Raw genomic sequence first — 25,404 nt, forward strand, 5'->3', positions numbered from 1 at the left:
ATCTAATCCGAGTTGGACGGAGTCCAACTCGGCCGCTTTCGCTTTAGTTGACCGTCGCCTTGACGATCTTGCCGGGGCTGCGCGGCGGCTCGCCCTTGGGCAGGGCGTCGACGTGTTCCATGCCCGATTCGACCTGGCCCCAGACGGTGTACTGGCGATCCAGGAAGGTGGCGTCGTCGAAGACGATGAAGAACTGGGAGTTGGCGCTGTTGGGGTCCGAGGTGCGGGCCATCGAGCAGACGCCGCGCACGTGCGGCTCGGCCGAGAACTCGGCCTTCAGGTTCGGCTTCTTGGAGCCCGAGGTGCCGGTGCCGGTCGGATCGCCGCCCTGGGCCATGAAGCCCGGGATTACGCGGTGGAACACCACGCCGTCGTAGAAGCCTTCCTTGGCCAGCTCGGTGATGCGTTCGACATGGCCGGGGGCCAGGTCGGGGCGCAGCTTGATGACCACGTCGCGGGCTTCGCCGTCGCCGGTGTCCAGGGTGAAGGTCAGGGTGTCGGCCATGTCGGTCGTCCTCTTTGGGTTGATTTGAGGCGGGACATAGCCCGCAACGCCGGTCGGGGCTATGTGGGAACGATGAGCGAAGACGAAAAGCCCCAGGAACGCCGCCGGATGGTGAAACCGCCCACCGGCGGAACCGCCGCCGGACGCGGCATGGGCACCAAGATGAAGACGGCCGACACCAAGTCGATGTCGAGCCAGCAATGGATCAAACGCCAGCTGTCGGACAAATGGTCCGAGAAGGCGCGGGCCGAAGGCTGGCGCTCGCGCGCGGCCTTCAAACTGATCGAGATCGACGACAAGTTCCGGCTGATAAAGCGCGGGTCAAAGGTGATCGACCTGGGCGCGGCGCCGGGCGGCTGGGTTCAGGTGGCGTTGAACCGGGGGGCGGGTGCGGTGGCGGGCGTGGACCTGCTGATGATCGCGCCGATCCCGGGCGCAACCCTGCTTCAGGCCGACTTCACCCATCCGGGCGTGGACCAGCAGCTGATCGACGCCATCGGCGGGGCGCCGGACCTGGTGCTGTCGGACATGGCGCACAACACGGTCGGGCATCGCCAGACGGACCATTTAAAGATCATCGCCCTGATCGAGATCGCCGCCGATTTCGCCATCCGTACCCTGAGGCCGGGTGGCAACTTTGTCTCCAAGAACTTCCAGGGCGGGGACGCCGGCGGCGTTCTGGCGCGGCTGCGCGAGGAGTTCGAGACGGTGAAATACGTCAAGCCGGCGTCGAGCCGTAAGGACAGCGCCGAGGTGTTTCTGGTCGCGCTGAACAAGCGCTGACGCGTCAGGCGGCGGCTGTGCTCGCGCGGGCTCTGCGATCTTCCAGGCGCGACCAGATGCGGTCGTGCAGGGCGAAGAAGAGCGTCTGCACCAGAGGCTCGACCATGCCGATGGTCAGCGCCGTGCGGATGTCGTTGGTCAGGGCGTAGGCCACGGCGACCGCCACGGCGAAGTGCATGACGCCATAGGTGACGGTCTTCAGCGCGATCTGTTTGAACGACCGGGGCAGGGCGTGGCTGTGGCCGCGATGGGCGTCGTGCGAGCGGCGCTGTTCCTCGGGCGACATGATGTCGAGGCGGGCGGTGAAGGCTTCTGTCGCCTCCTCAATATTGGAGGCCATGCGACGCCGTTCGACCTTGTGCCAGACGCGGTCGTGGACGGTGTAGGCGATGGTCTGAAAGATCGGCTCGACCATGCCGACGGCCAGGGCAATGCGCCAGTCGCGGGTGATCGCGAAGGCGACCAGGATGGCGACAATCAGGTGCATAACGCCATAGCTGGCGATCTTCAGAGCCAGTTTGCGCGCGGTGCTGAGGATGACGCCGACCATGCGGAGAGAATGGTGAGCGGCCCTGCGGGTTGCAAAGCAATAAAATCTATCGGGCTTATAACCGCAATCGGCCTTGCCCCCGACCCCCGCATCCCGTTATACGCGGCCCGCAAAACGGAGACTCCCTATGGAGATACGCGAAGGACTGACCTTCGACGATGTTTTGCTGGAACCCGGCGCATCCGAGTTCATGCCGGCGATGGTCGATGTCTCGACCCAGCTGACGCGCGACATCAAACTGAACATCCCGCTGCTGTCGTCCGCTATGGACACGGTGACGGAAAGCCGTCTGGCCATCGCCATGGCCCAGTCCGGCGGTCTGGGCGTTCTGCACCGCAACATGACCATCGACGAGCAGGCCGACGAGGTCCGCGCCGTCAAACGCTATGAGAGCGGGATGGTGGTCAATCCGGTGACGGTCGGCCCGCAGACGACGCTGGGCGAAGTGCGCGAGATCGTGGCGCGCAAGAAGATCACCGGCTTCCCTGTCGTGGATCCGGCGACGGGCAAGCTGGTCGGGATGCTGACCCACCGCGACATGCGCTTCGAGAGCGACCTGAACGTCACGGCCGCCTCGCTGATGACCACCGGCGACCTGATCACGGTCCGCGAAGGCGCCAGCCGCGACGAAGCGCGCGAGCTGCTGAAGACCCGCAAGATCGAACGCGTCATCGTGGTGGACGAGGATTATCGGGCCGTCGGCCTGATTACGATGAAGGACATCGAGAAGGCCCAGGCCTTCCCCAACGCCGCCAAGGACGAGCAGGGCCGCCTGCTGGTCGGCGCAGCCTCCACTGTCGGGGACGCCGGATACGAGCGCGCGATGGCGCTCGCCGAAGCGGGTTGCGACGTGGTGGTGATCGACACCGCCCACGGTCACTCGGCCTCGGTCGCCCAGGTGGTCGAGCGGATCAAGCGCGAGAACAACCGGCTGCAGATCATCGCCGGCAATGTCGCGACCTATGATGCGACGCGGGCCCTGATCGACGCAGGCGCGGATGCGGTGAAGGTGGGCATCGGTCCCGGCTCCATCTGCACCACCCGCATCGTCGCCGGCGTTGGCGTGCCGCAGCTGACGGCGGTGATGGACTCCGCGCGGGCGGCCAAGGGCACGGGCGCCTCGGTCATCGCCGATGGCGGCATCAAATATTCGGGCGACCTGGCCAAGGCCATCGCGGCCGGCGCGAACGTGGCCATGATGGGCTCGATGTTCGCCGGCACCGACGAAAGCCCCGGCGAGGTCTTCCTGTACCAGGGCCGCAGCTACAAGTCGTATCGCGGCATGGGCTCGGTGGGGGCGATGGCGCGCGGCTCGGCGGACCGGTATTTCCAGAAGGAAGTCTCGTCCGAGAAGCTGGTGCCCGAAGGCATCGAGGGTCAGACGCCCTACAAGGGGCCGATCAGCCCGGTTCTGCACCAGATGGTCGGCGGCCTTCGCGCCTCCATGGGCTATGTCGGCGCCGGCACCATTCCTGAGTTCCAGGAGCGCGCCCGCTTCGTGCGCATCACCGGCGCGGGTCTGCGTGAAAGCCACGTCCACGACGTGATGATCACGCGTGAAGCGCCCAACTATCGGCAGGGGTAGGCGACCATGACGACCGAACTTACCTATCTGGCCCTGATGCTGATCCTCGCCTTGGTTCAGATCTTCCTGCCCGCCGGGGCGCGGACGGCCGAGTTCGGCTCGAAATGGAATGCGGGTCCGCGCGACGAGACGCCGGAGGCGAAGAAGCCGCTGACCGGCCGTCTCGAACGCGCCCAGGCCAATCTGTACGAAACCCTGCCGCTGTTCATCGGCGCGGTGCTGATCGCCCACGTGATCGGCGCGTCCAGCGCCCTGACGGTGTGGGGCGCGGCGCTCTATTTCTGGGCGCGGGTCGTCTATGTGCCGCTCTACGCCTTCGGCGTTCCCTATATCCGGTCGCTGGTCTGGGTGGTCTCGCTTGCGGGACTGGTCATGGTCCTGGCGTCCCTGTTCTTCGTTTGAAAGCCTGAATTGACCCCAGCCGCTCGCCTCGCCGCCGCCGCCTCCGTCCTGGACTCCATCGCCCAGGGCCGCCAACCGGCCGAGGCCGTGATGAAGGCCTGGGGCACGGCCAACCGCTACGCCGGGTCCAAGGACCGGCGCGCCATCGCCGACCGGGTCTATAAGGTGCTGCGCGCGCGCGGCCGCCTGTCGTGGATCATGGGCGGGCGTGAAGACGGTCGGGCTCTGGTCATCGGTTCGCTGCACGCCATCGACGGTCTTTCGTTGGAAGAGATCGAGGCCATGCATTCGGGTGACGGCTATGGCCCGCGCCCGCTGTCGAAACAGGAGCGCAGCCGCATCACGGCGGGGCAGGGCGAACTGCCGGGCTGGGTCGCCGCGGGCCTGCCCGAGTTCGTGGTCGAGGATTTCAAGGCCACCTTCGGCGACCGCTGGGCCGAGGAAGCCCATGCTCTGATGGCGCCGCGCGCGCCCATCGACCTGCGCGTCAATGATGCAGCCGCCACGGTCGATGAGGTCGAGGCCGAACTGAAGGCCGCCGGGCTGGACGTTTCACGCACGCCCTGGTCGGCCGTCGGCTTGCGCGTGCCGTCGGAACCGCCGCCCAACATCCAGGCGCTGGACGGCTTCAAGGCCGGCCGGTTCGAAATCCAGGACGAAGGCAGCCAGGTCGTCTGCTGGCTGGCGGGCGCCGCACCCGGCATGACGGTGGTGGATTACTGCGCCGGCGGCGGCGGCAAGACGCTGGGTCTGGCCCAGGCAATGCAAAAGCAGGGCAAGCTGGTCGCCTCCGACGTCGTCAACAAGCGGCTGGAGAACATCCGTCCTCGCCTGCAGCGCGCGGGCGTCGAGGCGGATCTGGTCCTGATCGGTCAGAATGGCGGCGGTCTGGAAGACCTGAACGGCCAGGCGGATCTGGTCTTCGTCGATGCGCCCTGTTCGGGCTCTGGCACCTGGCGTCGTCGGCCCGAGGACGCCTGGCGTCTGACGGCCGAGGAGGTCGAAAAACTGCACGGCCTGCAGGTGCGTATTCTCAGCCAGGCGACCAAGCTGGTGAAGCCGGGCGGCCGTCTGGTCTATGTCACCTGTTCGATGCTGGCGCGCGAGAACGAGGCCAGCGTGGACGCCTTCGAGGCCGCCAATCCCGACTTCCGCCCGGTCGCCGTCACCGATGTCCTGTCGGCGCCGCAACTGAGCCAGGCGGCGCAGGCGAAGTTCGCCGAGCTGGCGTCCGGGGCGCGCCTGCGCCTGTCGCCAGCGTCGGCCGACACCGACGGCTTCTTCGCCGCCATCTACGAGCGCGCGGCATGAAGCTGGCGCGGCATGGCGGGGTCTCGCTGCTCTACGTCATGGCCGCGCCTGCTGAATACGGCCCGCACCTTCAGGCCCGGATCGCGCCGCTGATGACCGGCGTCGGTCCGGTCGAGGCCGCCGTGAGCCTGGGCGCCGCCCTGGCGCGGCTGGAGGCGGCGGGCGATCTGCCGGATCTGATCGTATCGCTGGGCTCGTGCGGATCGCGGGTGCTGGATCATGCGGCGGTCTATCAGGCCTCGTCCGTCGCCTATCGCGACATGGACGCCAGCCCGCTGGGTTTTCCGAAGGGCGTGACCCCCTTGCTGGACCAGCCCGCCGTCCTGCCTTTGCCGTGCCCAATCCCCGGCGTGCCGACGGCGACGCTGTCTACGGGTGCGAACGTCGTTTCCGGCGTCGCCTATGACGCCATCGACGCCGAGATGGTGGACATGGAGACCTGGGCCCTGGTCCGCGCGGCCCAGACCTTCGGTGTGCCTCTGATCGCCTTGCGCGGCGTGTCGGACGGTCGCGCCGAGTTGAAGGCGTTGGAGGATTGGACCTCGACCCTGCATCACGTGGACGAGAACCTGGCCACCGCCCTGGATCAGCTGATGGCCGTGCTGGAGGCCGATGGCCCCGCCGCTCTTGAGTTTCCCGCCCTTGAAATATCGGCCCCGCCCGGCCAAGACCCCGCCCATCTTCCTGCCCCGGATTCGATCACGCCATGACCACGCCGCAAGACCACCAAAAGGTCCTCATCGTCGACTTCGGCAGCCAGGTGACGCAGCTGATCGCGCGGCGCCTGCGCGAGGCCAGCGTCTATTGCGAGATCCATCCGTTCCAAAAGGCGGAAGCGGCTCTTGCGGCCATGAATCCGGCGGCCATTATCCTCTCTGGCGGTCCCGAGAGCGTGCATGAAGAGGGCAGTCCCCGCGCGCCGCAGGGCGTGTTCGAGGCCGGCGTGCCGGTTCTGGGCATCTGCTACGGCGAGATGACGATGTGCGAGCAGCTGGGCGGCAAGGTCGAGGGCGGCCACACGCGCGAGTTCGGCCGCGCCGAGATCACGGTTCAGAAGACGTCGCCCCTGCTGGCCGACCTGGCCCCCGTCGGCGAGAACGAAGAGGTCTGGATGAGCCACGGCGACAAGATCGTCGCCATCCCGCAAGGCTTTGACGTAGTCGCCTCGTCCGAGGGGTCGCCCTATGCGGTGATCGCCGACGAGGCTCGTCGCTTCTACGGTGTGCAGTTCCACCCCGAAGTGATGCACACCCCGCGCGGCCATCAGATGCTGAAGAACTTCACCCACGGCATCGCGGGCTTGAAGGGCGACTGGACCATGGCCGCCTATCGCGACGAGAAGATCGCTCAAATCCGCGAACAGGTCGGCGACGCCAAGGTGATCTGCGGCCTGTCGGGCGGGGTGGACTCCTCGGTCGCCGCCGTCCTGATCCATGAGGCCATCGGGGATCAACTGACCTGCGTCTTCGTTGACACCGGCCTGTTGAGGAAGGACGAAGCGAAACAGGTCACGACCCTGTTCCGCGAACACTACAACATCCCGCTGGTGCACGTTGATGCATCGAAGGAATTCCTCGGCGAACTGGCCGGGATTTCCGACCCCGAAACCAAGCGCAAGACCATCGGCCGGCTGTTCATCGAGGTGTTCGATCGCGAGTCCGCCAAGATCGAGGGCGCCGAATTCCTGGCCCAGGGCACCCTCTATCCGGACGTGATCGAGAGCGTCTCCTCGTCCAGCGGCAAGGCCCACGTCATCAAGAGCCACCACAATGTCGGCGGCCTGCCGGACTATATGAAACTCAAACTGGTCGAGCCTCTGCGCGAGCTGTTCAAGGACGAGGTCCGCGCCCTGGGCCGCGAACTGGGGCTCAGCGACGCCTTCGTCGGCCGCCATCCGTTCCCCGGACCGGGCCTGGCCATCCGCATCCCCGGCGAGATCACGCCCGAGGCCGTCGAGACCCTGCAACAGGCCGACGCCATCTATCTGGACGAGATCCGCAAGGCGGGTCTCTACGACAAGATCTGGCAGGCCTTCGCCGTTTTGCTGCCGGTCAAGACCGTCGGCGTCATGGGCGACGCCCGCACCTATGAAAAGGTCCTGGCCCTGCGCGCCGTCTCCTCCACCGACGGCATGACCGCCGACTTCTACCAATTCCCTTGGGACGTCCTGTCGAAGACCGCGACGCGGATCATCAACGAGGTCCGCGGCGTCAACCGCGTCGTCTACGACGTCACGTCCAAGCCGCCCGGGACGATCGAGTGGGAATAGGGCAGGGCGTTCTTCGGTTCTTTCAAGTGGCAGGTATTCTTCGAACCCGCACAATGCGCCGGCGTGCAGGTTGCAACTGCTTTCCCGCTTAACCCGCGCGTTTCGACGAGATTACAAATCCGGCATCAGGATCGTCGCCCGCTTGCGAGTCGCGGGCGAATATGACTAAACAGGAATGACACCGGTAGCAGTCGAGCGGCCAACTCGCTTTGACACCGGTGTCTCCCGTCAGCAGCGGGAGGCGTGAACGAGGGCGTTCGATCCTTGAAGCGCACCACTTGGGAGGAGAAACTAGAATGATCCAACGCCACAAATTCGCGCGCCACGCCCTGGTCGCCACCGCGTCGCTTGGCGCGCTAGCTCTCGCCATGATGGCGCATGACGCCGCCGCCCAGACGGCTGAGGTCGCTGCGCCTCAGACGGATGACGCTGCAGAAGTCGATGACATCGTCGTCACGGGCTTCCGGGCCAGCCTTCAGAACTCCTTGAACATCAAACGCCGCGAAGCTGGCGTCGTCGACGCCATTTCAGCTGAGGACATCGCGGATTTCCCCGACACCAATCTGGCCGAGTCGATCCAGCGCATTCCCGGCGTCTCGATCGACCGCGATGCGGGCGAGGGCCGGTCGATCACCGTCCGCGGTCTGAGTTCGGAGTTCACCCGCACTCGGATTAACGGCATCGAGGCCCAGGCATCGACCGGCGCCACCGACTCGTCGGGCGGGGTGAATCGCGGTCGTGGCTTCGACTTCAACGTCTTCGCCTCAGAGCTCTTTAACAATATCACGGTGCGCAAGACCGCCTCGGCCGAGACGGAAGAGGGGTCGCTGGGGGCGACCGTCGATTTGCGCACCAGCCGTCCATTCGACAAGATGGGCTTCCAGGGCGCGCTGTCTGGCCAGTACGGCTACAACGATCTGTCGCAGGACTGGAGCCCGCGCTTCGCCGGTCTAATTTCGAACACCTGGGCGGATGACCAGATCGGCGCTCTGTTCTCGATCGCCTACAGCGAGCGCGACAGTCTGGAGGAAGGTTTCAGCTCGGTGCGCTGGGGACCTGCCAGCGCCGACGGCGGCTTCCAGAATGGCGCTGTCCTGCCGAACGCCGCGCGCACCTACCACCCTCGCATCCCGCGCTATGGCAGCTTGGAGCACAGCCAGGAGCGTCTGGGCGCGACGCTGTCGGTGCAAGCCCGCCCCGGCAACGGTCCGACCCTGTTCACGATGGACATGCTGTACTCGAAGCTGGATTCGACCCGCAGCGAAAACTTCCTGCAAGCCTGGTCGCTCAGCCGTGGCGCCGATCAGGGCGGCAAGCCGCAGGTCGACATCATGAGCTTCGAGATCGATCCCGACACTGGCGAGATGATCTATGCCCAGCTCGACGACATGGACATCCGCAGCGAGCAGCGGTTTGACGAGCTGGAAACCGAATTCAAGCAGATGACCTTTGGGGTCGAGCACGAGTTTTCGGATCGGCTGCGGTTCGACGGCCTGATCGGTCGCGCGGAATCCAGCTTCGCCAACCCGGTCCAGGTCAGCGCCATCATCGATCGACAGAACGTCGATGGCTATTCTTACGACTTCCGTCAAAACCGCAATCTGCCGGCGATCAACTGGGGCTTCAACGTCGCCGACCCCACGCAGTGGAGTGTTGTCGGACCGACCGGCGCCCAGCCCCGCTCGGAGCTGCGCATCAGTTCGAACTTCCAGGAAAACGTCTATACGACGGGTGAGGCCAACTTCGCGTTCGACGTAAGCGATTGGCTCACACTGAAAGCGGGCGTCAGCCGCAAGGAATATGAGTCGAGCAGCCGCGCCTTCGCGCGCCCGAACAACGCCAACGGTTCGCCAGCGCTGCCGGCGGGCACGAGCATGGCTTCGGTCACCAATCTGCTGAGCGGGTTCGGTCGCAATCTCGATCTACCGTCAGGCGCTGCGACCAGCTGGGTTCGGCCGGATTTGGCTGCGTTGCAAACAGTCTGGAACTACAACTGCAACTGCGACACGGGCGTAGCAGGCGGTGACTTCCGACTGATCGGCCTGAACGGCAATCCGTCCACCTATGGCAACTGGCGTGACGTGACCGAGACCGACACCGGCGCCTATGTCCAGGCCGACTGGGACACGGAAATCATGGGTGTACCCTTCCGAGGCAACGTCGGCGTGCGTCAGGTCAAGACCGAGGTTGACGCCTTGGGTTATTCCAACGTCGGTGGTGTTGCGACGCCGGTCCGGGGCGAGAACGAGTACGACGACACCCTGCCGTCGCTAAACGTGTCGATCGAGCCGATGAAGGATCTGATCGTGCGCGTGGGCGCCGCCAAGGTCATGGCGCGACCGCCTGTCACCAGTCTGGTTCCGGTCTTCACGCTTAGCGCAGCCGGGGCAGCGACCAATACGGCCTCGCTGGGCAATGTCGAGCTGGAACCCTACCGGGCGACGACCTACGACCTGTCGGTTGAATATTACTTCGCGCCTGAAGCTCTGCTGTCCTTCGCCTACTTCTACAAGGACATCTCGACCTATGTGCAGACGACCACCGAACCGCTGTCTTACAGCCAACTGACGGCCTTGAACCCTGTGGCCTTCCCGGCGGGCGGTCGTCCTGCGGGCGACATCTATCAGTTCAGCACGCCCACCAACACGCCGGGCGGCCCGCTGAAAGGCTTCGAGATCAGCTATCAGCAGACCTTCTCCTTCCTGCCCAGCCTGCTGTCGAATATCGGTACGCAACTGAACTACACGCACGTTGAATCCGAGATTCAGTATTGCGTCACCGCAACCTGCGCGGCCTTTGTGACGGCGGATCTGGTCAACCTGTCGCCAAACGCCTGGAACGCAACGCTGTATTATGACGACGGCAAGTTCAATGCGCGTGTGTCGGCGGCCTATCGCGACACCTATTTCCAGAACGTGCCGGGTTCGAACGGCGCGACGGGTCTGATCCCCTATCAGGGCAAGACCGAAACCACGACGATCGACGCTTCAGCATCCTATAACCTGACCGATAACCTCAGTGTTTCTGTCGAGGGGCTGAACCTGACCGACGAAGCCAACCGTCAGAACCACGGCGACATCGGCCTGCCGCGTGACAGCACCTATGTCTATCACCACACTGGCCGCCAGGTTTACATTGGGGCGCGGTATCGCTTCTGATCCCAATAGATCGGCGAGATAAGACAGGCGGCGTCGGTATAACCGGCGCCGCCCTTCTTTTGACATCGGCCGAACCGCGCGACGCGGCGAAAGAATTTTGCTTGCCGGCTAGTCGCCTTGGCGGAAGTCGAACCTCTGGTTTGCGACGAAATCTTCCCAGGCGCTGCGCGTGGCGAAGTCCAGGCCGCGATCCCACGCCGATCCCATGTAGTAGGTGAACGACTGACCCGGCGTGACCCGCACCAGGATCAGATAGTTGTCAGCGTCTTCGGTGAAGCCTTCGACCGTTGCGGGATCAACCGCCAGGGCGATGCCGAGCGAGCCATGCTCGGGGTTTTCAGGCTCCCAGAACATCAGACGCCCGTGTGCGGCGTCGCGCGTGACGAAGCCTCGTCCGTTGTCGTTGCTGCGCTTCGAAATGCCGATCGCGACGATCAGCGGTGCGTCGGAGTTCGAGGTCAGAGTGGAGGTCATTCGCGTAAAGTTGGAGCCTAACGGAAGGCTGAACTCACGCCTTTCTGAAACCGTGCGCACGACGTCGACAGGCCAAGGCCGGTAGGTCACGCTGAACCGCGCCTCGTCGCCGCCGGTTTTGTCGATCTGGTAGGTGGAGAAGTTGCGACTGGTCCAAAGTTTGTTGTCGTACCAGATGCCCAGACCCCCGGCGCCTCTGCCGCGTCCCACGTCGTAATAATCCAGGCCTTCACCGCGATCGACGTGATAGTTCGGGAACTTCAACTGGCGGTCCATGAAGGGATAGCGGACACGTTTGGCCCACACATCTATGCCCGAGCCAGAGGGCGCCTCGCGCGCTTCAAGCGTGGGACCGTAAATGCGGTGAGCGACGCGATCGTTTTCCCATAGCAGGTCATCCAAACGATCCGGCGCGAAGCGAGCGACCGCGCGCGGTCGCTGCTGGTCTTCCGGCGGCGGCTCCAGCGGTTCGATGGTCGAGGGTCGATTCAGAGCGGATGGATCGTAGGAGAGCGCCGAGGTCGCACGCATCTCGGCGTCTCGACGGCGGATTTCTTCGGCGCCGACGACCGTCACGGGGGCGGGTGGGACAGGCGTGGTCGCAGCGATCACTTCGGCCGTGTCGCGCGTGGGTTCCGCCAATGGCAGAGAGCGAACTGGGTCATTCAGCGACGCGACTTCCAGCCCGGCCAGAATATAGGTTCCTGAAGCATAGAGACCGACGTCTTCAGGGTCGGTTGACACGGGCTGATCGCCGGTCTTCTGCGCCGCGCCCACCAGGCCGTTCGCAAGGACATGGCGGTTCAGGCCGGCCCAACCCTTCAACACATGCGGCAGGTAGGTGTCGCGATCCAGAAGGCCGTGATTGATACCCCAGGCCAGGGCGTAGACATAGAAGACCGAGCCTGAGGTTTCAGCCTCGGGATAGGCCTCGGGGTCCAGAAGGCTGGCGCGCCACAGTCCGTCCTCCTGCTGAAGTCCTGCGACCCTGCCGGCCATCTTCTGGAAGAGATCGACATAGAAGGCGCGGCCGGCGAAATCGGCCGGCACGGACTCCAGCCATCTTACTAAACCGCCGATGACCCAGCCATTGGCTCGCGACCAGTAGATTCGGTCGCCGTCAGCGTCACGATGGTTCTCGTCCTTGAACCGTTCGTCGCGCAGGAACAGCTTTTCGTCCTCGACCCACAGCCGCGCCGCTGTGCGTCGCCATTCCTTATCTGCGGCGTTCAGATATTTTGGATCGCCCGTGATCGCGCTCATCCGGGCGAAGACCGGGGGCGCCATATAGAGGGCGTCGGCCCACCACCAGACGAGCGCGGGTGTGTCTTCCGCCCGGGCCAGATAGGGGACCTGCCAGTCCAGCCGCTGACGCAGCGGCATCAGCACGCCCTCCTGTCCACGACGCGCGTAGAGTTCTTCGTAGAGATCGCCGATCGCGATATCGTCGGCGTTCAGCATCGTCTTGCCCGACCGCGCGCCACGTACACTGTAGTTGTAGTGATCGGCCACGGCGCTCAAGAAACGCAGCGTCCGCGTATCGTCCGACACGCGCGCAAGCCGCGAAGCGCCGACGTAAAAGGTGGCTGCGACCCAGTTCGACGACATCTGCGTCAGGTTGCTGCCCGTCGATAAGGCGAGCGGCTCGGCGGCCATGGCTGCGATTTGCGAGGAGGCGACATATTCGACAGCCGCCATCGTGCTCTCGCGAGACGGCACGCCTGCCACGTCGGTGTATAGCGCGGGGCGGTCGCGTTGAGCCAGCCATTCAGCCTCGACGCCCGGCGGCAAGGCTGCGACCGTTTGCGCTAGAACGGGGCCGGACAGGGCGGCCGAGCTCATCAGAACTGCAATCAGGCCAAGGCAGGGTTGGGTTGGCAGGGCCATGTTTTCCTCCGGCGCTGCTCCGGGCGGCGCATGATGGTTGGTGGCCCACTTCGACGGCGAGCCGCAACGTAACCGGTGTCAGTTTCTGACGATCAGCTGTCGGTATCTCTTGTCAGCCTTATATCGTCCACTATTGTGAGACGAAAGAACAGAATGTGGGAAATCTAGATGCGCGCCAATCGCCGCACGCTTCTGCAACTGGGTGTCGTCAGCGCCTTGACGCAAGCGACGCCGGCGTTTGCACAGTCGAGCCGTTCGCGCACCTTCGACGCGTCCGACTATGGCGCAGTGGGTGACGGGGTCGCCATCAACACGCGTCCTATCCAGGCCGCCATCGACGCAGCGGCAGGGCAGGGCGGCGGGGTCGTGGTCGTGAAGCCCGGTCTGTATCTGTCAGGTTCGCTATTCGTGAAGTCGGGGGTGACCCTGTCGATCGAACGCGGCGCCACTCTGCGCGGCGTTCAGGATCTGGCCGCTTATCCGATGGTTCGCACGCGTGTTGCGGGCGTTGAGATGGACTGGCCCGCCGGCTTGCTGAATGTCTATCAGCAACAGAACGCCAAGATCACGGGCGAGGGTCTGGTCGATGGTGACGGCAAGGTTTTCTGGGACGCCTATTGGGCGCTGCGCCGCGATTATGATCCGCGCGACCTGCGATGGGCGGCCGACTACGACTGCCGCCGTCCGCGGTTGGTCCACGTTTACGATTCACAGCAGGTCGAGGTTTCCGGTCTGAATCTGGCGCGATCGGGCTTCTGGACCGTCCACGTCTGCTACTCGCGGGACGTGAAGGTCGCCGACCTGATCATCAGGAATAACATCGGCGGACGCGGCCCTTCGACGGACGGCATCGACATCGACTCATCGGAGCGGGTCTTGGTCGAGAGATGCGACCTGTCGGTCAACGACGACGCGATCTGCATCAAGGCCGGACGCGACTGGGACGGGCTGCGGGTAGCCCGGGCGTGCCGTCAGGTGAAGATTCGCGACTGCATCGTCCGTGACGCCCTGGCCGGGATGACCTTCGGATCGGAGACATCTGGCGGATTTGACGACATCGAAGTCTCTGGGCTGAGGATCGAGTATCCGGTGCCGCTGGGGATCTTCTTCAAATCAGGCCATACGCGCGGCGGCGTGATCTCCAACATCCGCCTGCGCGACATCCATCTGCAGGACGTGCGCACATTGATGCAGGTGAACCTGAACTGGTACCCAAACTACAGCTACGCCCAGATCCCGGACGGCATCGCGGACGTGCCGGATTACTGGCGCGCGCTCGCCACGCCCGTGCCGCGCGAACAGGGCATTCCCCGTATCCACGATGTTCGCCTGTCGAACATCAAGGCCGTCGGCGGCAAAGTCGGATTCGCCGCCGCCGCCTATCCTGAAGCGCCGCTGAAAGACTTCATTTTCGAACGGTTGGACTGGGATGTGCAGGATGCGGGCGCCATCGCCAATGCCGAGAACTGGCGCTTCCGCGACTGCAACATCGACACCCTGGACGGCCAAGGCCCCAAGGTGACCGAGTCGTCCGGCGTCACAGGCCTGCGATCCAGACAAGCATGAAAAACCAAAAAGTTGTGGGAGTTAGCGCGATGAAAATCCTTTCCGCCTGTTCGATGCTGGCATTTGGCGCGGTCGCGCTTGTGGGGGGCGTCTCCGGCGCCGCCCAGGCAGAAGTCCTGCGGCTGAACACGCCGGCGGTGGGCCTGACCAGCGACAGGATCGGCGCCTTGCCCGACGCGGAGCGCGGTCCGTGGGCCGAGTATCTGGCACGCTCCCAGGCCCAGCATCTGGCCGACCGCGCTGCGCTCGCGGCCGAGCTTCCCGCTGGAGTGGCTACGCCGCCGCCGCCCAAGGCCGTCGGACCCGCCCACTACAACATGCCGCTGGACCGGCCTGCCGAATGGTACGCCACAGCCGACGCTCGGGCCGTCGCGGATGCGATCGTCAGTTTCCAGACCCCCGCCGGCGGATGGAGCAAAAACCAGGATCGCAGCATTGCGCGCCTGCCGGGCCAGCGGTTCTCCAACGATGCCGAAACCATGGAGCAGAACCCGGCGAACTTCGATGCGCCGGCGGATCGCTTCTGGACCTTCGTTGGCACGTTGGACAACGAGGCGACGTGGTCGGAAATGCGTTTCCTGGCCAAGGTCGCCGCCCACGCGCCCGGACGCGACGGCGACGCCTGGCGCGCCAGCGTCATCCGAGGCGTGCGGTATCTTCTGAACGCGCAATATCCAAATGGCGGCTGGCCTCAGATCTGGCCGCTCGAAGGCGGCTTCCACGACTCCATCACCTTCAATGACAATGCTGTGGCGAACGCGGCCATGCTGCTTCGTGATGTCGCCAATGGCGCTGAGGGCTTCGACTTCGTGCCGGCTGAGCTGGAGACACGGGCGGCCGAGGCGACCCGGAAGGCGATCGACGTGATCCTCGCGGCACAGGTGCGTCAGGGGGATCGACTGCTGGGCTGGCCGCAGCAGGTCGAGCCCATGCGACTGGTTCCAACCAGCGCTCGGAACTACGAGCCGCGATCCATCGCAAGCGGCGAAACAACTGATATCCTGATCTTTCTGATGGGCGAGGAGAACCCGTCGCCGGAGATCAAGGCCGCCGTTCGCGGCGCAGCCGAATGGCTTCAGGCGGTGCGTGTCTATGACAAGTCATTCGAAATGACCGACGACGGACGCAAGCTGATCGACAAGGCCGGGGCGGGTCCGATCTGGTCTCGCAATTACGATCTGGTTACTGGACGTCCCATCTTCGGCGATAAGGATCAGACCATCCACGACGATGTGAATGAAATCTCCGTCGGAAGGCGCAACGGCTATTCTTGGTGGATTTCATCGCCGCAGAAGGCGCTGGACCTTTACGCCGATTGGTCCAATCGGGTCGGGTAAATCCGAGACGCTGATCGGCATTGTTGACGCGGTCTGGCGGCGCATCCGCGACGCAATTTGTGGCCACCAAAGGCGAGAACGCTCTCCTCGCTCCGGCCGTGCAAGATCGGCGCGGCAAAAGCCGATGTGAACCATTTTCCGTTCCGACGGTTAGCCAAGCCAGACTTTACGGAGAGGGCTGGCATGAGCACCCATGGACTGAAGGATGCGGTCGTTCGACCGTTGCATTGGCTATTGCTGGCGTTTCCAATCGCGCTGTTCACCTTCGCCCTGTTCACCGACATCGCCTATCTGAAGACGGCCGAGGTCCAGTGGACGAACTTCTCGGCCTGGCTGATCACCGGAGCGCTGGTATTCGGCGGTGTCGCCGGCCTGTTTTCGATCTTCGATTTCGTCGTCGGTCTGCGCCACGGACGGTCTCGGCGGGCGACGGTGCATCTGGTCGCGCTTGCGCTGGCCTGGGTGCTGGGGCTGGTGAACGCCTTCAAACACAGCCAGGACGCCTGGAGCTCTGTCGGAGCATTCGGTCTGATCCTGTCGATCCTCTGCACAATCCTGGTCCTGGTCGCCGGCTGGACCGCCTATGCCGCGCGGGAGAGCGTCCGATGAACAAGAATCTGATCGCCGCCAGCGCCGCCACCCTGGCCATGGCCTTGACGGTCGCATCGTGCGGCAACGCCAGCGATCCGAAACTGAATCAGACCGGCGCGACGCCCGACTTGCCGAAGGTCAACGAGACGCTGGTGCCGCCGATGAAGATCAGCCCGCCGGCAGGCTGGAACGGCGAGACGCCGACGGTGCCGCAAGGCTTTACGATCAGCGCCTTCGCCACGGATCTCAAAATCCCGCGTCAGATGCTGGTCCTGCCTAACGGCGACGTCTTGATCGCCGAGGGGCGCGGCGGCCATGCGCCCGCCATGCGGCCCAAGGATGTGATCGCCGGCGTCATCAAGAAGCAGGGCAACACCAAGATCAAAGGCGGCAACCGCATCACCTTGGTGCGCGACGCGAACAACGACGGCACGCCCGAACTGCGGACCGTTCTGGTGGACAACCTCGATGCGCCCTACGGCTTGGCCTATGTCGACGGCTATCTCTATGTCGCCGAACAGGGGGCGCTGGTTCGCTTCGCCTTCCAGCCGGGCCAGACCGGTATCGCCACGCCCGCCGAGCGGGTGACGGAACTGCCCTCGCGCATCAACCACCACTGGACCAAGTCCCTGACCGCCAGCGCGGACGGATCGAAGCTGTACGTCGGCACCGGCTCGAACTCGAATATCGGCGAGCGCGGCATGGCGGTCGAAGAAGAGCGCGCTACGGTGTGGGAAATCGACCGGGCGACCGGCGCGCGGCGCACCATCGCGACCGGCATTCGCAATCCAACGGCCCTGGCCATCGAGCCGACCACCAATCTGTTGTGGTCGGTCGTCAATGAGCGCGACGAACTGGGGCCGCAACTGGTCCCGGACTATCTGACCCAGGTACGTGACGGGGCCTTCTACGGCTGGCCTTACAGCTATTGGGGCCAGAACCGCGATCCGCGCGTGATGCCGCAGAACCCCGAGATGGTCGCCAAGGCCATCCGGCCGGACTACGCCCTGGGATCGCACGTCGCCGCCCTGGGCCTGGATTTCGCCCGCAATGGCGGCTTTGGCGGGTCGTTCGCCAACGGCGCCTTCATCGGCATGCACGGCAGTTGGAACCGTCAGGACCCGTCCGGATACAAGGTCGTCTGGGTGCCCTTCAACACCGGTCGTCCTGCGGGTCAGCCCGTGGACTTCGCCACAGGCTTCCTGAAAGACGGCAAGGCGCGCGGGCGTCCTGTCGGCGTCGCGTTCGATGGGAACAAGCGTGTGCTGTTCGTCGCCGACGACCTGTCGAACACGGTGTGGCGCATCGCGCCTGCGCGATAAGCCGGCTTCTCCCTCGCCCGGCAAGGGCGAGGGAAGTCGCTATTGTCCTCGACACATAGCCGAATAAGAAAAATCCCCGGCTGCGAGCAACCGGGGACCTTTCATATGGGGCTGAGCTGTGGCCTACGGCGTGAAGTCGATGGTGCGTTCGAAGGGGGCGTCGACAGGGCGGCCGCGATCCATGATCGGCGTGACCTCGGCGCCATTCATTAGGGCCAAGGCGGCTTCGCCAAAGCCCATGCCCGGGCGGCTTTCTTCCAGCACGACGCAGTCGGTGACGTGGCCCGACGCCAAGGCGGTGCAACGTAGCCGCACGCTGAAGCGGTCGGTGCTCTCGGCCTTGGGCGCGACGGCGCGTTCGATGGCGGGTTGAGGCGCAGTGTACAAGGCCGCATCCTTTAGCAGCGGTCCAGTCGGGGCGCCCAGCAGGGCCGTCATCAATGTCAGGCTGAAGGTCAGTGTCATGGCAGGCCTCGTTCGTCTTCTATTAAGATTTGAACGAGACCTCCGTTCCCCGAACTTTCAAAAACGCGGGTGTGTGCAACGAACCACACTTCGATTTCTCTGCTGACGTCAGAATGGCCTCAAGCTGGACTGTTGTTCCTGGCACAGGGTCTTCAGCCACGAACGCACGGTACGCAGACGCGCGGTGTCGTGGACGTCGCGGTGGGTGGCCAGCCAGAAGCGACGCTCGATCAGGATCGACGGCAGCACGCGCACCAGACCCTCGGCCAAGAAGCACGGCAGGACGCCGACGCCGCCCCCGGCGGCGATGATCTCCCGCTGCGCCCGGATCGATGACGAGGCGACGTGGGGCGCGAGGCCCGGCTGGACTTCGTCGAGATAGCGGAGTTCGGGCGCATAGATCAGATCGTCGATATAGCCGACGATGTCGAAGCGGCTCAGGTCGTCGATGGTGTCCGGAACGCCGTTGCGTTGCAGGTGATCGGGCGAGGCGTAGAGGGCCAGCTGATACGGCGTTAGCGGCTCGACGATCAGGCGTGCGGCATGCGGCGCGGCCAAGGTGATGGCCATATCGACCTCGCGGCGCGTCGGCGACAGAAAACCGGAGGTGGCCGCCAGCTCGATCCTCAGACCCGAATGCGCCCGACGCAGCGCGGGCAGGGCGGGCGCCATCAGTGTGACGCCAAACCCCTCTGACGCACTGACGCGCACGACGCCGGCGGGCGCGTCGGGCTGGGTCACGCGGCCGGCGGCCTCCATCGCGCTTTCGGCCTCCAGACCGATATCGAGCAGCTGGGCTCCGGCGGCGGTCAGTTGAAGTCCGGTGGTCGAGCGGACAACCAGGGTGGATTTCAGCGCGCTTTCCAGTCGAGCGACCCGGCGCCCGACCGTGGCGGCGTCGACGCCCAGCCGCTGCGCCGCGCCGCCCAGCGATCCCGCGCGCGCGACCGCGATGAAGATGCGCAGATCGTCCCAGTCATACATGGTCGTCTAACTGTCTTGCAAAAACGCAGAATGCTGCCTGCAACTTTGCATTATCGACCGGCGCGCGGGGGTGATAGCCATAGCCGCAACAAAAGAACCAACAGGGACACCCAGGCCATGCGCGACATTCGCCACTTCATCAACGGTGCGGCTTTCGATGGCGCGTCTGAACGCTTCAGCGACGTGTTCAATCCCAACACCGGGGATGTGCAGGCCCGCGTCCAACTGGCGACGACCGGCGAGGTCGATCGTGCGGTCCAGGCGGCGCAGAACGCCTTTGACGGTTGGGCCTCGACCAATCCTCAACGTCGCGCCCGCGTCATGTTCGACTTCAAACGCCTGGTCGAGGCGCGGATGGACGAACTGGCCGAACTGCTGTCCAGCGAGCACGGCAAGGTCATCGCCGACTCCAAGGGCGACATCCAGCGTGGGCTTGAGGTGATCGAATTTGCCTGCGGCATCCCCCATACGCTGAAGGGCGAATACACCCAAGGCGCCGGCCCCGGCATCGACGTCTATTCGATGCGTCAGCCGCTGGGCGTGGTGGCGGGCATCACCCCGTTCAACTTCCCGGCCATGATCCCGATGTGGATGTTCGGCGTCGCCATTGCGGTGGGCAACACCTTTGTGCTGAAGCCGTCCGAGCGCGATCCGTCGGTGCCGGTGCGTCTGGCCGAACTGATGCTGGAAGCCGGAGCGCCGAACGGCGTGCTGAACGTGGTGCACGGCGACAAGACGGCGGTGGACGCCATCCTGACCCATCCGCTGGTCCATGCCGTCAGCTTCGTCGGCTCGTCCGACATCGCCCACTATGTCTATCAGACGGGCGCCGCCAACCATAAGCGCGTCCAGGCGATGGGGGGCGCTAAGAACCATGGCATTGTCCTGCCCGACGCCGACATGGATCAGGTGATCAAGGATCTGTCCGGCGCGGCCTATGGCTCGGCGGGCGAACGCTGCATGGCGCTGCCGGTCGTGGTGCCGGTCGGCAAGAAGACTGCCGACGAACTGCGCGAGCGGATGGTCGCCGAGATCCCCTCGATGCGGGTCGGCGTCTCGACCGACGCGGGCGCCCACTATGGTCCGGTCGTCACGGCTCAGCACCGCGAGCGTGTCGCGGGCTGGATCGAAAAGGGCGTGCAGGAAGGCGCCGAACTGGTCGTCGACGGCCGCGACTTCAGCCTGCAAGGTCACGAGAAGGGCTATTTCATCGGCCCGTCGCTGTTCGACCATGTGAAGCCCGAGATGTCGTCCTACCAGGAGGAAATCTTCGGTCCGGTGCTGCAGATCGTGCGCGCCGAGACGTTCGAGGAGGCGCTGGCCCTGCCGTCGAACCATCAGTACGGCAACGGCGTCGCCATCTTCACCCAGAACGGCCGCGCAGCGCGCGACTTCGCCGCCCGGGTCAATGTCGGCATGGTTGGGATCAATGTGCCGATCCCGGTGCCGGTCGCCTACCATACCTTCGGCGGCTGGAAGCGTTCGGCCTTTGGCGACATCAACCAGCACGGCATGGAGGGCGTCCGCTTCTGGACCAAGACCAAGACCGTGACGGCCCGCTGGCCGGACTCGGCGCTGGAGCATTCGGACAGCTCGTTCGTCATTCCGACTATGCGCTGAGGCCGACATGGATTTCGCTCTCAACGACGACCAACGCGCCATTCAGGACGCCGCTCGCGCCTTCTCCGAGGCCGAGCTGGCGCCCCATTCGGCCCGGTGGGACGAGGATAAGCATTTCCCCGTCGAGGTGATGAAACAGGCGGCCGAGATGGGCTTCTGCGGCATCTACTCCGGCGAGGAGCACGGCGGCATGGCCCTTGGTCGGGTCGAGGCGGCGATGATTTTCGAAGAGCTGTCGCGCGGCGATGTGGCGACGGCGGCCTTCATCTCGATCCACAACATGGCGACGTGGATGATCGATCGCTTCGGGTCGGACGATCTGCGCGGCCGGTTCGTGCCGTCGCTGGTCGGGATGGACAAGATCGCCAGCTACTGCCTGACTGAACCGGGATCAGGGTCGGATGCGGCGGCGCTGCGGACCACGGCCGTGCGCGACGGCGACTACTATGTGCTGAATGGATCCAAGGCCTTTATCTCCGGCGCAGGCACGTCCGACGTCTATGTCGTCATGGTCCGTACGGGCGGCGAGGGCGCAAAAGGCGTCAGCGCGATCGTGGTCGAGGCCGGCACGCCCGGCCTGTCGTTCGGCGCGCAGGAAAAGAAAATGGGCTGGAACGCCCAGCCGACCGCCATCGTCCAGTTCGACGACTGTCGCGTGCCGGTCGTCAACCTGCTGGGCGAAGAGGGGGCGGGCTTCCGCTACGCCATGGCCGGGCTGGACGGCGGGCGGCTGAACATCGCCGCCTGTTCGCTGGGCGGGGCGCGGCTGGCGCTGGAGACGGCGCAGGAGTACGTCGCCACCCGCAGACAGTTCGGCCGTCCGATCGGCGAGTTCCAGGCGCTGCAGTTCCGGCTGGCGGACATGGCCACGGACCTTGAGGCGGCCCGGCTGATGGTGCTGCGCGGAGCCTGGGCCATCGACAACGATCACCCGGAAAAGACGAAGTGGTGCGCCATGGCCAAGCGCCTGGCCACCGACGCCTGTTTCCAGATCGCCGACGAGGCCCTGCAACTGCACGGCGGCTATGGCTATCTGAAGGACTATCCGCTGGAACGGATCGTGCGCGACCTGCGGGTTCATCGCATTCTGGAAGGCACCAACGAGATCATGCGGGTGATCATCGCACGGGAGATGACCAAGTGAGCGACGCCGAAGTCATCACCCGGATTGAAAACGGCGTCGGTCGCATCACTCTGAACCGACCCAAGGCGATCCATGCGCTGAACCGGGCGATGTGCGAGGCGATGACGGAGGCGCTGCTGGCCTGGCGTTCGAATCCCTCCATCTCCTCCATACTTATTGACCACGCCGGCGAGCGGGGCTTTTGCGCGGGCGGCGACATTCGCATGATCGCCGAAAGCGGTGCGGGCGATGCGTCGGAGGCCAAGGCCTTCTTCCTTGCCGAGTACCGGCTGAACCACCTGATGTTCGACTATCCCAAGCCGATCATCGCCATCGTGGACGGCATCGTCATGGGCGGCGGGGTTGGCATTTCCGAGCCGGCCGACATTCGTGTGGCGACCGAGCGCACCACCTACGCCATGCCCGAGACCGGGATTGGCCTGTTCCCCGACGTGGGCGGCGGCTGGTTCCTGCCGCGCCTGCCGGGCCAGACCGGCGTCTGGCTGGCGCTGACAGGCGCGCGGCTGAAAGCGGCGGATACTGTGGCCCTGGGCATCCACACGCACTTCGTGCCCGCAGATCGCGTCGAGGCGCTGAAGGCCGATCTGATGGGCGAGGCCGCCGATCCGTCGTCGGTCGTGGCGCGCCACGCCGGGGACGCGGGGCCTGCGCCGCTGTCGGCCCACCGCGAGGCCATCGACCGGCTGTTCGCCTTCGAGACGGTTGAGGAGATTTTCCAGGCGCTTGAGGCGGACGGGTCGGACTGGGCGCTGCAGCAGCTGGAAACCCTGAAGATCAAGTCGCCACAGTCGCTTAAGGTCTCGCTGCGCCAGATCCGCACGGGCGCAACGCTGAACAGCTTCGCCGACAATATGGCGATGGAGTACGTTCTGGGCGGCCGCGTGGTGCGCACCCACGACTTCCAGGAAGGCGTGCGGGCCGCGATCGTGGACAAGGACAATGCGCCGAAATGGTCCCCGGCGGACCTGTCGGGCGTTACCGACGAGACGCTGGATGGGCTGTTTGCGCCGTCGCCGGACAATGAAAAATGGACGCCGCTGGCCTGACCATGGCGCCGACAAAGGGAGAGACACCATGACCAAGATCGCCTTCATCGGCCTGGGCAATATGGGCGGCGGCATGGCCGCGAACCAGGCCAAGGCGGGCCATGCAGTCGTCGCCTTCGACCTGTCGGCGCAGGCGCTGGAACGGGCGGTGGCGGCCGGTTGCGTCGCGGCCGGATCGGTCGCCGAGGCGGTCAAAAACGCCGAGGTGGTCATCACCATGCTGCCGGCCGGGCCGCACGTGCTGAAGGTCTATTCCGAACAGATCATCGGCGCTGCGCCGTCGACCGCCCTGCTGCTTGACTGTTCGACCATCGATGTTGAAACCGCGCGCAAGGTCGCCGGTCTGGCCAAATCGGCCGGCTACGCCTTTGCCGACGCGCCCGTGTCAGGCGGCACTGCGGCGGCGGATGCGGGCACGCTGGCCTTCATGGTCGGCTGCGACGAGGGCGACTTCGCCCGGGTCGAGGCGGCGCTGGAGCCCATGAGCCGCATCACCATTCGCGCCGGCGATCATGGGGCGGGGCAGGCGGCCAAGATCTGCAACAACATGCTGCTCGGCATCTCGATGCTGGGCACGTGCGAGGCCATCGCCCTGGCGGAGAAACTCGGTCTGGACCCCGAACGGTTCTTCGAGATCGCGTCCAAGTCTTCAGGTCAGTGCTGGAGCGTGACCAGCTACTATCCCTGGCCGGGTCCGGTGCCGACTGCGCCGTCCAACCGCGACTATCAGGGCGGGTTCGCCACGGCCATGATGCTGAAGGACCTGAAGCTGGCCCAGGACGCGGCGGCGAAATCCGGCGCCTCGACGCCGTTGGGCGCACAGGCCGAGGCGCTCTACGCCCTGTTCGACGGGATCGGGCACGGCGGCCGCGACTTCTCCGCCATGCTGCAGATGCTGCGCGGCAAGCTGGATGAACTTAAGCCGGCATAGATTCGCCGTTCGCATTGTGATTGCGGCCCGTGCAGCTTCGGCAGCGCGGGCCTTTTCGTATGAGGCCGCGTTCGCGACTCGGGTCGCCGGCTGTTGGTGCGACCAAGGCGCGCGCCCGGCGCGTTCGCCTTATTCCGTTCGTCGGAGTGCGCCTGTGAAGAGCGCAGTCAAAGCAACGACTTAGCTATCCTTGCGCCGTGCGCCTTCTCTGCCAGAGATCGAAAATCGCCTGAAATGTGGCTGAACGGCGCTTGCGGGGCACATTGCTCCTGTGTCATGTAACCGCTTACATCGCTTATCGACGGATCTTCGAAAAGGGGCCGGGACGATAGGGAGCAGGGAGAATCGCATTGGACATGGCCGCGCCTAGCGCTGCGTCTGCACGGCAGGAGGGCCAGCCCTTCGCCAAGGCCGCCACCATGCGCGACGTGGCGGAACGCGCCAATGTGTCGGTGGCTTCCGTCTCTCGTGTGCTGAACGGCCTGGGCGTGACCTCGGATGTGACTCGCCAGCGCGTGCTCGATGCGGTCAAGGACCTTCGCTATGTCCCGCACTTCGGCGCCCGCAGCCTGTCGACCAGCAAGAACGATACGATCGGCGTCATCCTGCCCGACCTGTTCGGCGAGTTCTTCTCCGAGTTGATCCGGGGCATGGACCTCGCTGCCCGCGCTCACGGCAAGCACCTGATCGTCTCCAGTTCGCATGACGGCGCCGAGGACACCCTGGCCGCCGTGCGCTCGATGCGCGGGCGGGTGGACGGCATGATCGTGCTGTCGCCGCATCTGGGCGCCGCGAACCTGTCGTCAGAGTTCGCCGGTCGGATGCCGGTCCTTCTGATGAACGGCGGCGCGGCCGAGCCCGGTCGGGCGTCCATCATGATCGACAACCACGGCGGCGCCGTCGGCGCGGTCCAGCACCTGCGGTCCACGGGCCGCAGGCGGATCGCCCACATTCGCGGCGCCGCCGGCAACATCGAGGCGGACACGCGCGCGGCCGGCTATACGGCGGCGCTGGACGGTCATGACCCGATCATCGTCGAGGGCGACTTCTCCCAAGCCTCGGGCCACCGCGCCGCGACCCAGCTTCTGTCTATGACGGAACGGCCCGACGCCGTCTTCGCCGCCAATGACATGATGGCCGTGGGCGCCCTGTTGGCCTTCCAGGAGGCCGGATTGCGCTGTCCTGAAGACATCGCCGTCGTCGGCTTCGATGACGTGCCTATCGCCGCCCTGATGCGGCCTGCGCTGACCACCATGCGCGTCAACATCGCGGAAATCGGTCGAAGGGGCGTCGAACGCCTGATCGGCCTGGTCCAGGCCGGCGCGACCGCCGACGCCACGGACACCGCTTGCGAAATCGTTCGGCCGATCCTGGTCGAACGCCAGTCCACCGCGGCGGCCTCGTCCGCCAGGTTCAACAAAGGGTAGGCCAGCCATGTCGCTGAAAACCGATCCCATCAGGAGGGGAGAGCTCA

At 65.1% G+C, this 25,404-nt stretch carries 21 protein-coding genes; 16 read left to right on the top strand and 5 right to left on the bottom strand.

All coding sequences use genetic code 11. The annotated features are described in order from the left end of the window. Positions 1 to 43: 43 nt before the first annotated feature. Entirely contained in the window at positions 44 to 505 is a 462-nt protein-coding gene (locus BLR19_RS00670; protein WP_017504078.1) for a peptidylprolyl isomerase, read from the bottom strand. 72 nt (positions 506 to 577) lie between these two features. Between BLR19_RS00670 and BLR19_RS00675 the strand changes: the two genes are divergently transcribed. Continuing rightward, entirely contained in the window at positions 578 to 1,288 is a 711-nt protein-coding gene (locus tag BLR19_RS00675) for an RlmE family RNA methyltransferase (protein ID WP_055753232.1), read from the top strand. Positions 1,289 to 1,292: 4 nt separating this feature from the next. Here BLR19_RS00675 and BLR19_RS00680 read toward each other — a convergent pair whose 3' ends face one another. Continuing rightward, positions 1,293 to 1,838, bottom strand: a complete 546-nt coding sequence (locus BLR19_RS00680; protein ID WP_091746022.1) for a DUF2061 domain-containing protein — start codon at positions 1,836 to 1,838, stop codon at positions 1,293 to 1,295. Between the two features lie 127 nt (positions 1,839 to 1,965). Between BLR19_RS00680 and guaB the strand changes: the two genes are divergently transcribed. The 6 genes from guaB to BLR19_RS00710 all read left to right on the top strand — a co-directional run bounded on the left by guaB (position 1,966) and on the right by BLR19_RS00710 (position 10,563). Further along, entirely contained in the window at positions 1,966 to 3,423 is a 1,458-nt protein-coding gene (gene guaB, locus BLR19_RS00685; protein ID WP_091746028.1) for an IMP dehydrogenase, read from the top strand. A gap of 6 nt (positions 3,424 to 3,429) precedes the next feature. Next, complete coding sequence (locus BLR19_RS00690; protein ID WP_091746031.1) at positions 3,430 to 3,825, top strand: MAPEG family protein; 396 nt, start codon at positions 3,430 to 3,432, stop codon at positions 3,823 to 3,825. A gap of 9 nt (positions 3,826 to 3,834) precedes the next feature. After that, a complete protein-coding gene (locus BLR19_RS00695) occupies positions 3,835 to 5,136 on the top strand; it encodes an RsmB/NOP family class I SAM-dependent RNA methyltransferase (RefSeq protein WP_091746034.1) in 1,302 nt (433 codons plus the stop codon). Further along, positions 5,133 to 5,846, top strand: coding sequence for a 5'-methylthioadenosine/S-adenosylhomocysteine nucleosidase (locus BLR19_RS00700; protein ID WP_091746037.1), 714 nt, complete (start codon positions 5,133 to 5,135; stop codon positions 5,844 to 5,846). The genes BLR19_RS00695 and BLR19_RS00700 overlap by 4 nt, the downstream gene beginning before the upstream one ends. Continuing rightward, on the top strand, positions 5,843 to 7,405 hold the full coding sequence (guaA, locus tag BLR19_RS00705) for a glutamine-hydrolyzing GMP synthase (protein WP_091746040.1): 1,563 nt from the start codon (positions 5,843 to 5,845) through the stop codon (positions 7,403 to 7,405). The genes BLR19_RS00700 and guaA overlap by 4 nt, the downstream gene beginning before the upstream one ends. A gap of 296 nt (positions 7,406 to 7,701) precedes the next feature. Continuing rightward, positions 7,702 to 10,563 (top strand): TonB-dependent receptor, encoded by a 2,862-nt coding sequence (locus BLR19_RS00710; RefSeq protein WP_091746043.1) that lies wholly within the window; start codon positions 7,702 to 7,704, stop codon positions 10,561 to 10,563. Between the two features lie 108 nt (positions 10,564 to 10,671). On the opposite strand, the gene BLR19_RS00715 is transcribed toward BLR19_RS00710, so the two are convergent. Next, the gene (locus BLR19_RS00715; RefSeq protein WP_091746046.1) at positions 10,672 to 12,924 is read right to left on the bottom strand and encodes a glycoside hydrolase family 88 protein; all 2,253 of its coding nucleotides are present in this window, start codon (positions 12,922 to 12,924) and stop codon (positions 10,672 to 10,674) included. A gap of 168 nt (positions 12,925 to 13,092) precedes the next feature. Between BLR19_RS00715 and BLR19_RS00720 the strand changes: the two genes are divergently transcribed. From BLR19_RS00720 to BLR19_RS00735, 4 genes are all read left to right on the top strand, one after another. Further along, positions 13,093 to 14,490, top strand: a complete 1,398-nt coding sequence (locus BLR19_RS00720) for a glycoside hydrolase family 28 protein (RefSeq protein WP_091746049.1) — start codon at positions 13,093 to 13,095, stop codon at positions 14,488 to 14,490. A 29-nt stretch (positions 14,491 to 14,519) separates the two neighbouring features. After that, the gene (pelA, locus tag BLR19_RS00725) at positions 14,520 to 15,827 is read left to right on the top strand and encodes a pectate lyase (RefSeq protein WP_176758246.1); all 1,308 of its coding nucleotides are present in this window, start codon (positions 14,520 to 14,522) and stop codon (positions 15,825 to 15,827) included. Positions 15,828 to 16,010: 183 nt separating this feature from the next. Continuing rightward, positions 16,011 to 16,436 carry a DUF2231 domain-containing protein gene (locus tag BLR19_RS00730; protein ID WP_091746054.1) on the top strand — a complete coding sequence of 142 codons (426 nt, stop codon included), beginning with the start codon at positions 16,011 to 16,013 and terminating at the stop codon, positions 16,434 to 16,436. Continuing rightward, positions 16,433 to 17,740, top strand: a complete 1,308-nt coding sequence (locus BLR19_RS00735) for a PQQ-dependent sugar dehydrogenase (RefSeq protein WP_091746057.1) — start codon at positions 16,433 to 16,435, stop codon at positions 17,738 to 17,740. Before BLR19_RS00730 ends, BLR19_RS00735 begins: the two co-directional genes overlap by 4 nt. A 123-nt stretch (positions 17,741 to 17,863) precedes the next feature. Here the strand turns inward: BLR19_RS00735 and BLR19_RS00740 are convergent, their stop codons facing one another. Together BLR19_RS00740 and BLR19_RS00745 are read right to left on the bottom strand one after the other, a co-directional pair. After that, positions 17,864 to 18,205: a TonB family protein gene (locus BLR19_RS00740; RefSeq protein WP_091746061.1), complete on the bottom strand. Its 342-nt coding sequence runs from the start codon at positions 18,203 to 18,205 to the stop codon at positions 17,864 to 17,866. A 108-nt stretch (positions 18,206 to 18,313) separates the two neighbouring features. After that, on the bottom strand, positions 18,314 to 19,189 hold the full coding sequence (locus BLR19_RS00745) for a LysR family transcriptional regulator (protein WP_091746064.1): 876 nt from the start codon (positions 19,187 to 19,189) through the stop codon (positions 18,314 to 18,316). Between the two features lie 117 nt (positions 19,190 to 19,306). Here BLR19_RS00745 and BLR19_RS00750 point away from each other — a divergent pair, with 117 nt between their 5' ends. From BLR19_RS00750 to BLR19_RS00770, 5 genes are all read left to right on the top strand, one after another. Further along, positions 19,307 to 20,809, top strand: coding sequence for a CoA-acylating methylmalonate-semialdehyde dehydrogenase (locus BLR19_RS00750; RefSeq protein ID WP_091746068.1), 1,503 nt, complete (start codon positions 19,307 to 19,309; stop codon positions 20,807 to 20,809). Between the two features lie 7 nt (positions 20,810 to 20,816). Beyond that, on the top strand, positions 20,817 to 21,953 hold the full coding sequence (locus BLR19_RS00755) for an isobutyryl-CoA dehydrogenase (protein ID WP_091746071.1): 1,137 nt from the start codon (positions 20,817 to 20,819) through the stop codon (positions 21,951 to 21,953). After that, complete coding sequence (locus BLR19_RS00760; protein WP_091746075.1) at positions 21,950 to 22,999, top strand: enoyl-CoA hydratase/isomerase family protein; 1,050 nt, start codon at positions 21,950 to 21,952, stop codon at positions 22,997 to 22,999. The genes BLR19_RS00755 and BLR19_RS00760 overlap by 4 nt, the downstream gene beginning before the upstream one ends. After that, positions 22,974 to 23,930, top strand: coding sequence for a 3-hydroxyisobutyrate dehydrogenase (mmsB, locus tag BLR19_RS00765; RefSeq protein ID WP_143007318.1), 957 nt, complete (start codon positions 22,974 to 22,976; stop codon positions 23,928 to 23,930). The genes BLR19_RS00760 and mmsB overlap by 26 nt, the downstream gene beginning before the upstream one ends. 356 nt (positions 23,931 to 24,286) lie before the next feature. Beyond that, positions 24,287 to 25,357 carry a LacI family DNA-binding transcriptional regulator gene (locus tag BLR19_RS00770; RefSeq protein WP_218119292.1) on the top strand — a complete coding sequence of 357 codons (1,071 nt, stop codon included), beginning with the start codon at positions 24,287 to 24,289 and terminating at the stop codon, positions 25,355 to 25,357. The last annotated feature ends 47 nt before the right edge of the window (positions 25,358 to 25,404 follow it).

The organism is Brevundimonas sp. 374 (assembly GCF_900102995.1).
GTDB lineage: Bacteria > Pseudomonadota > Alphaproteobacteria > Caulobacterales > Caulobacteraceae > Brevundimonas > Brevundimonas vesicularis_C.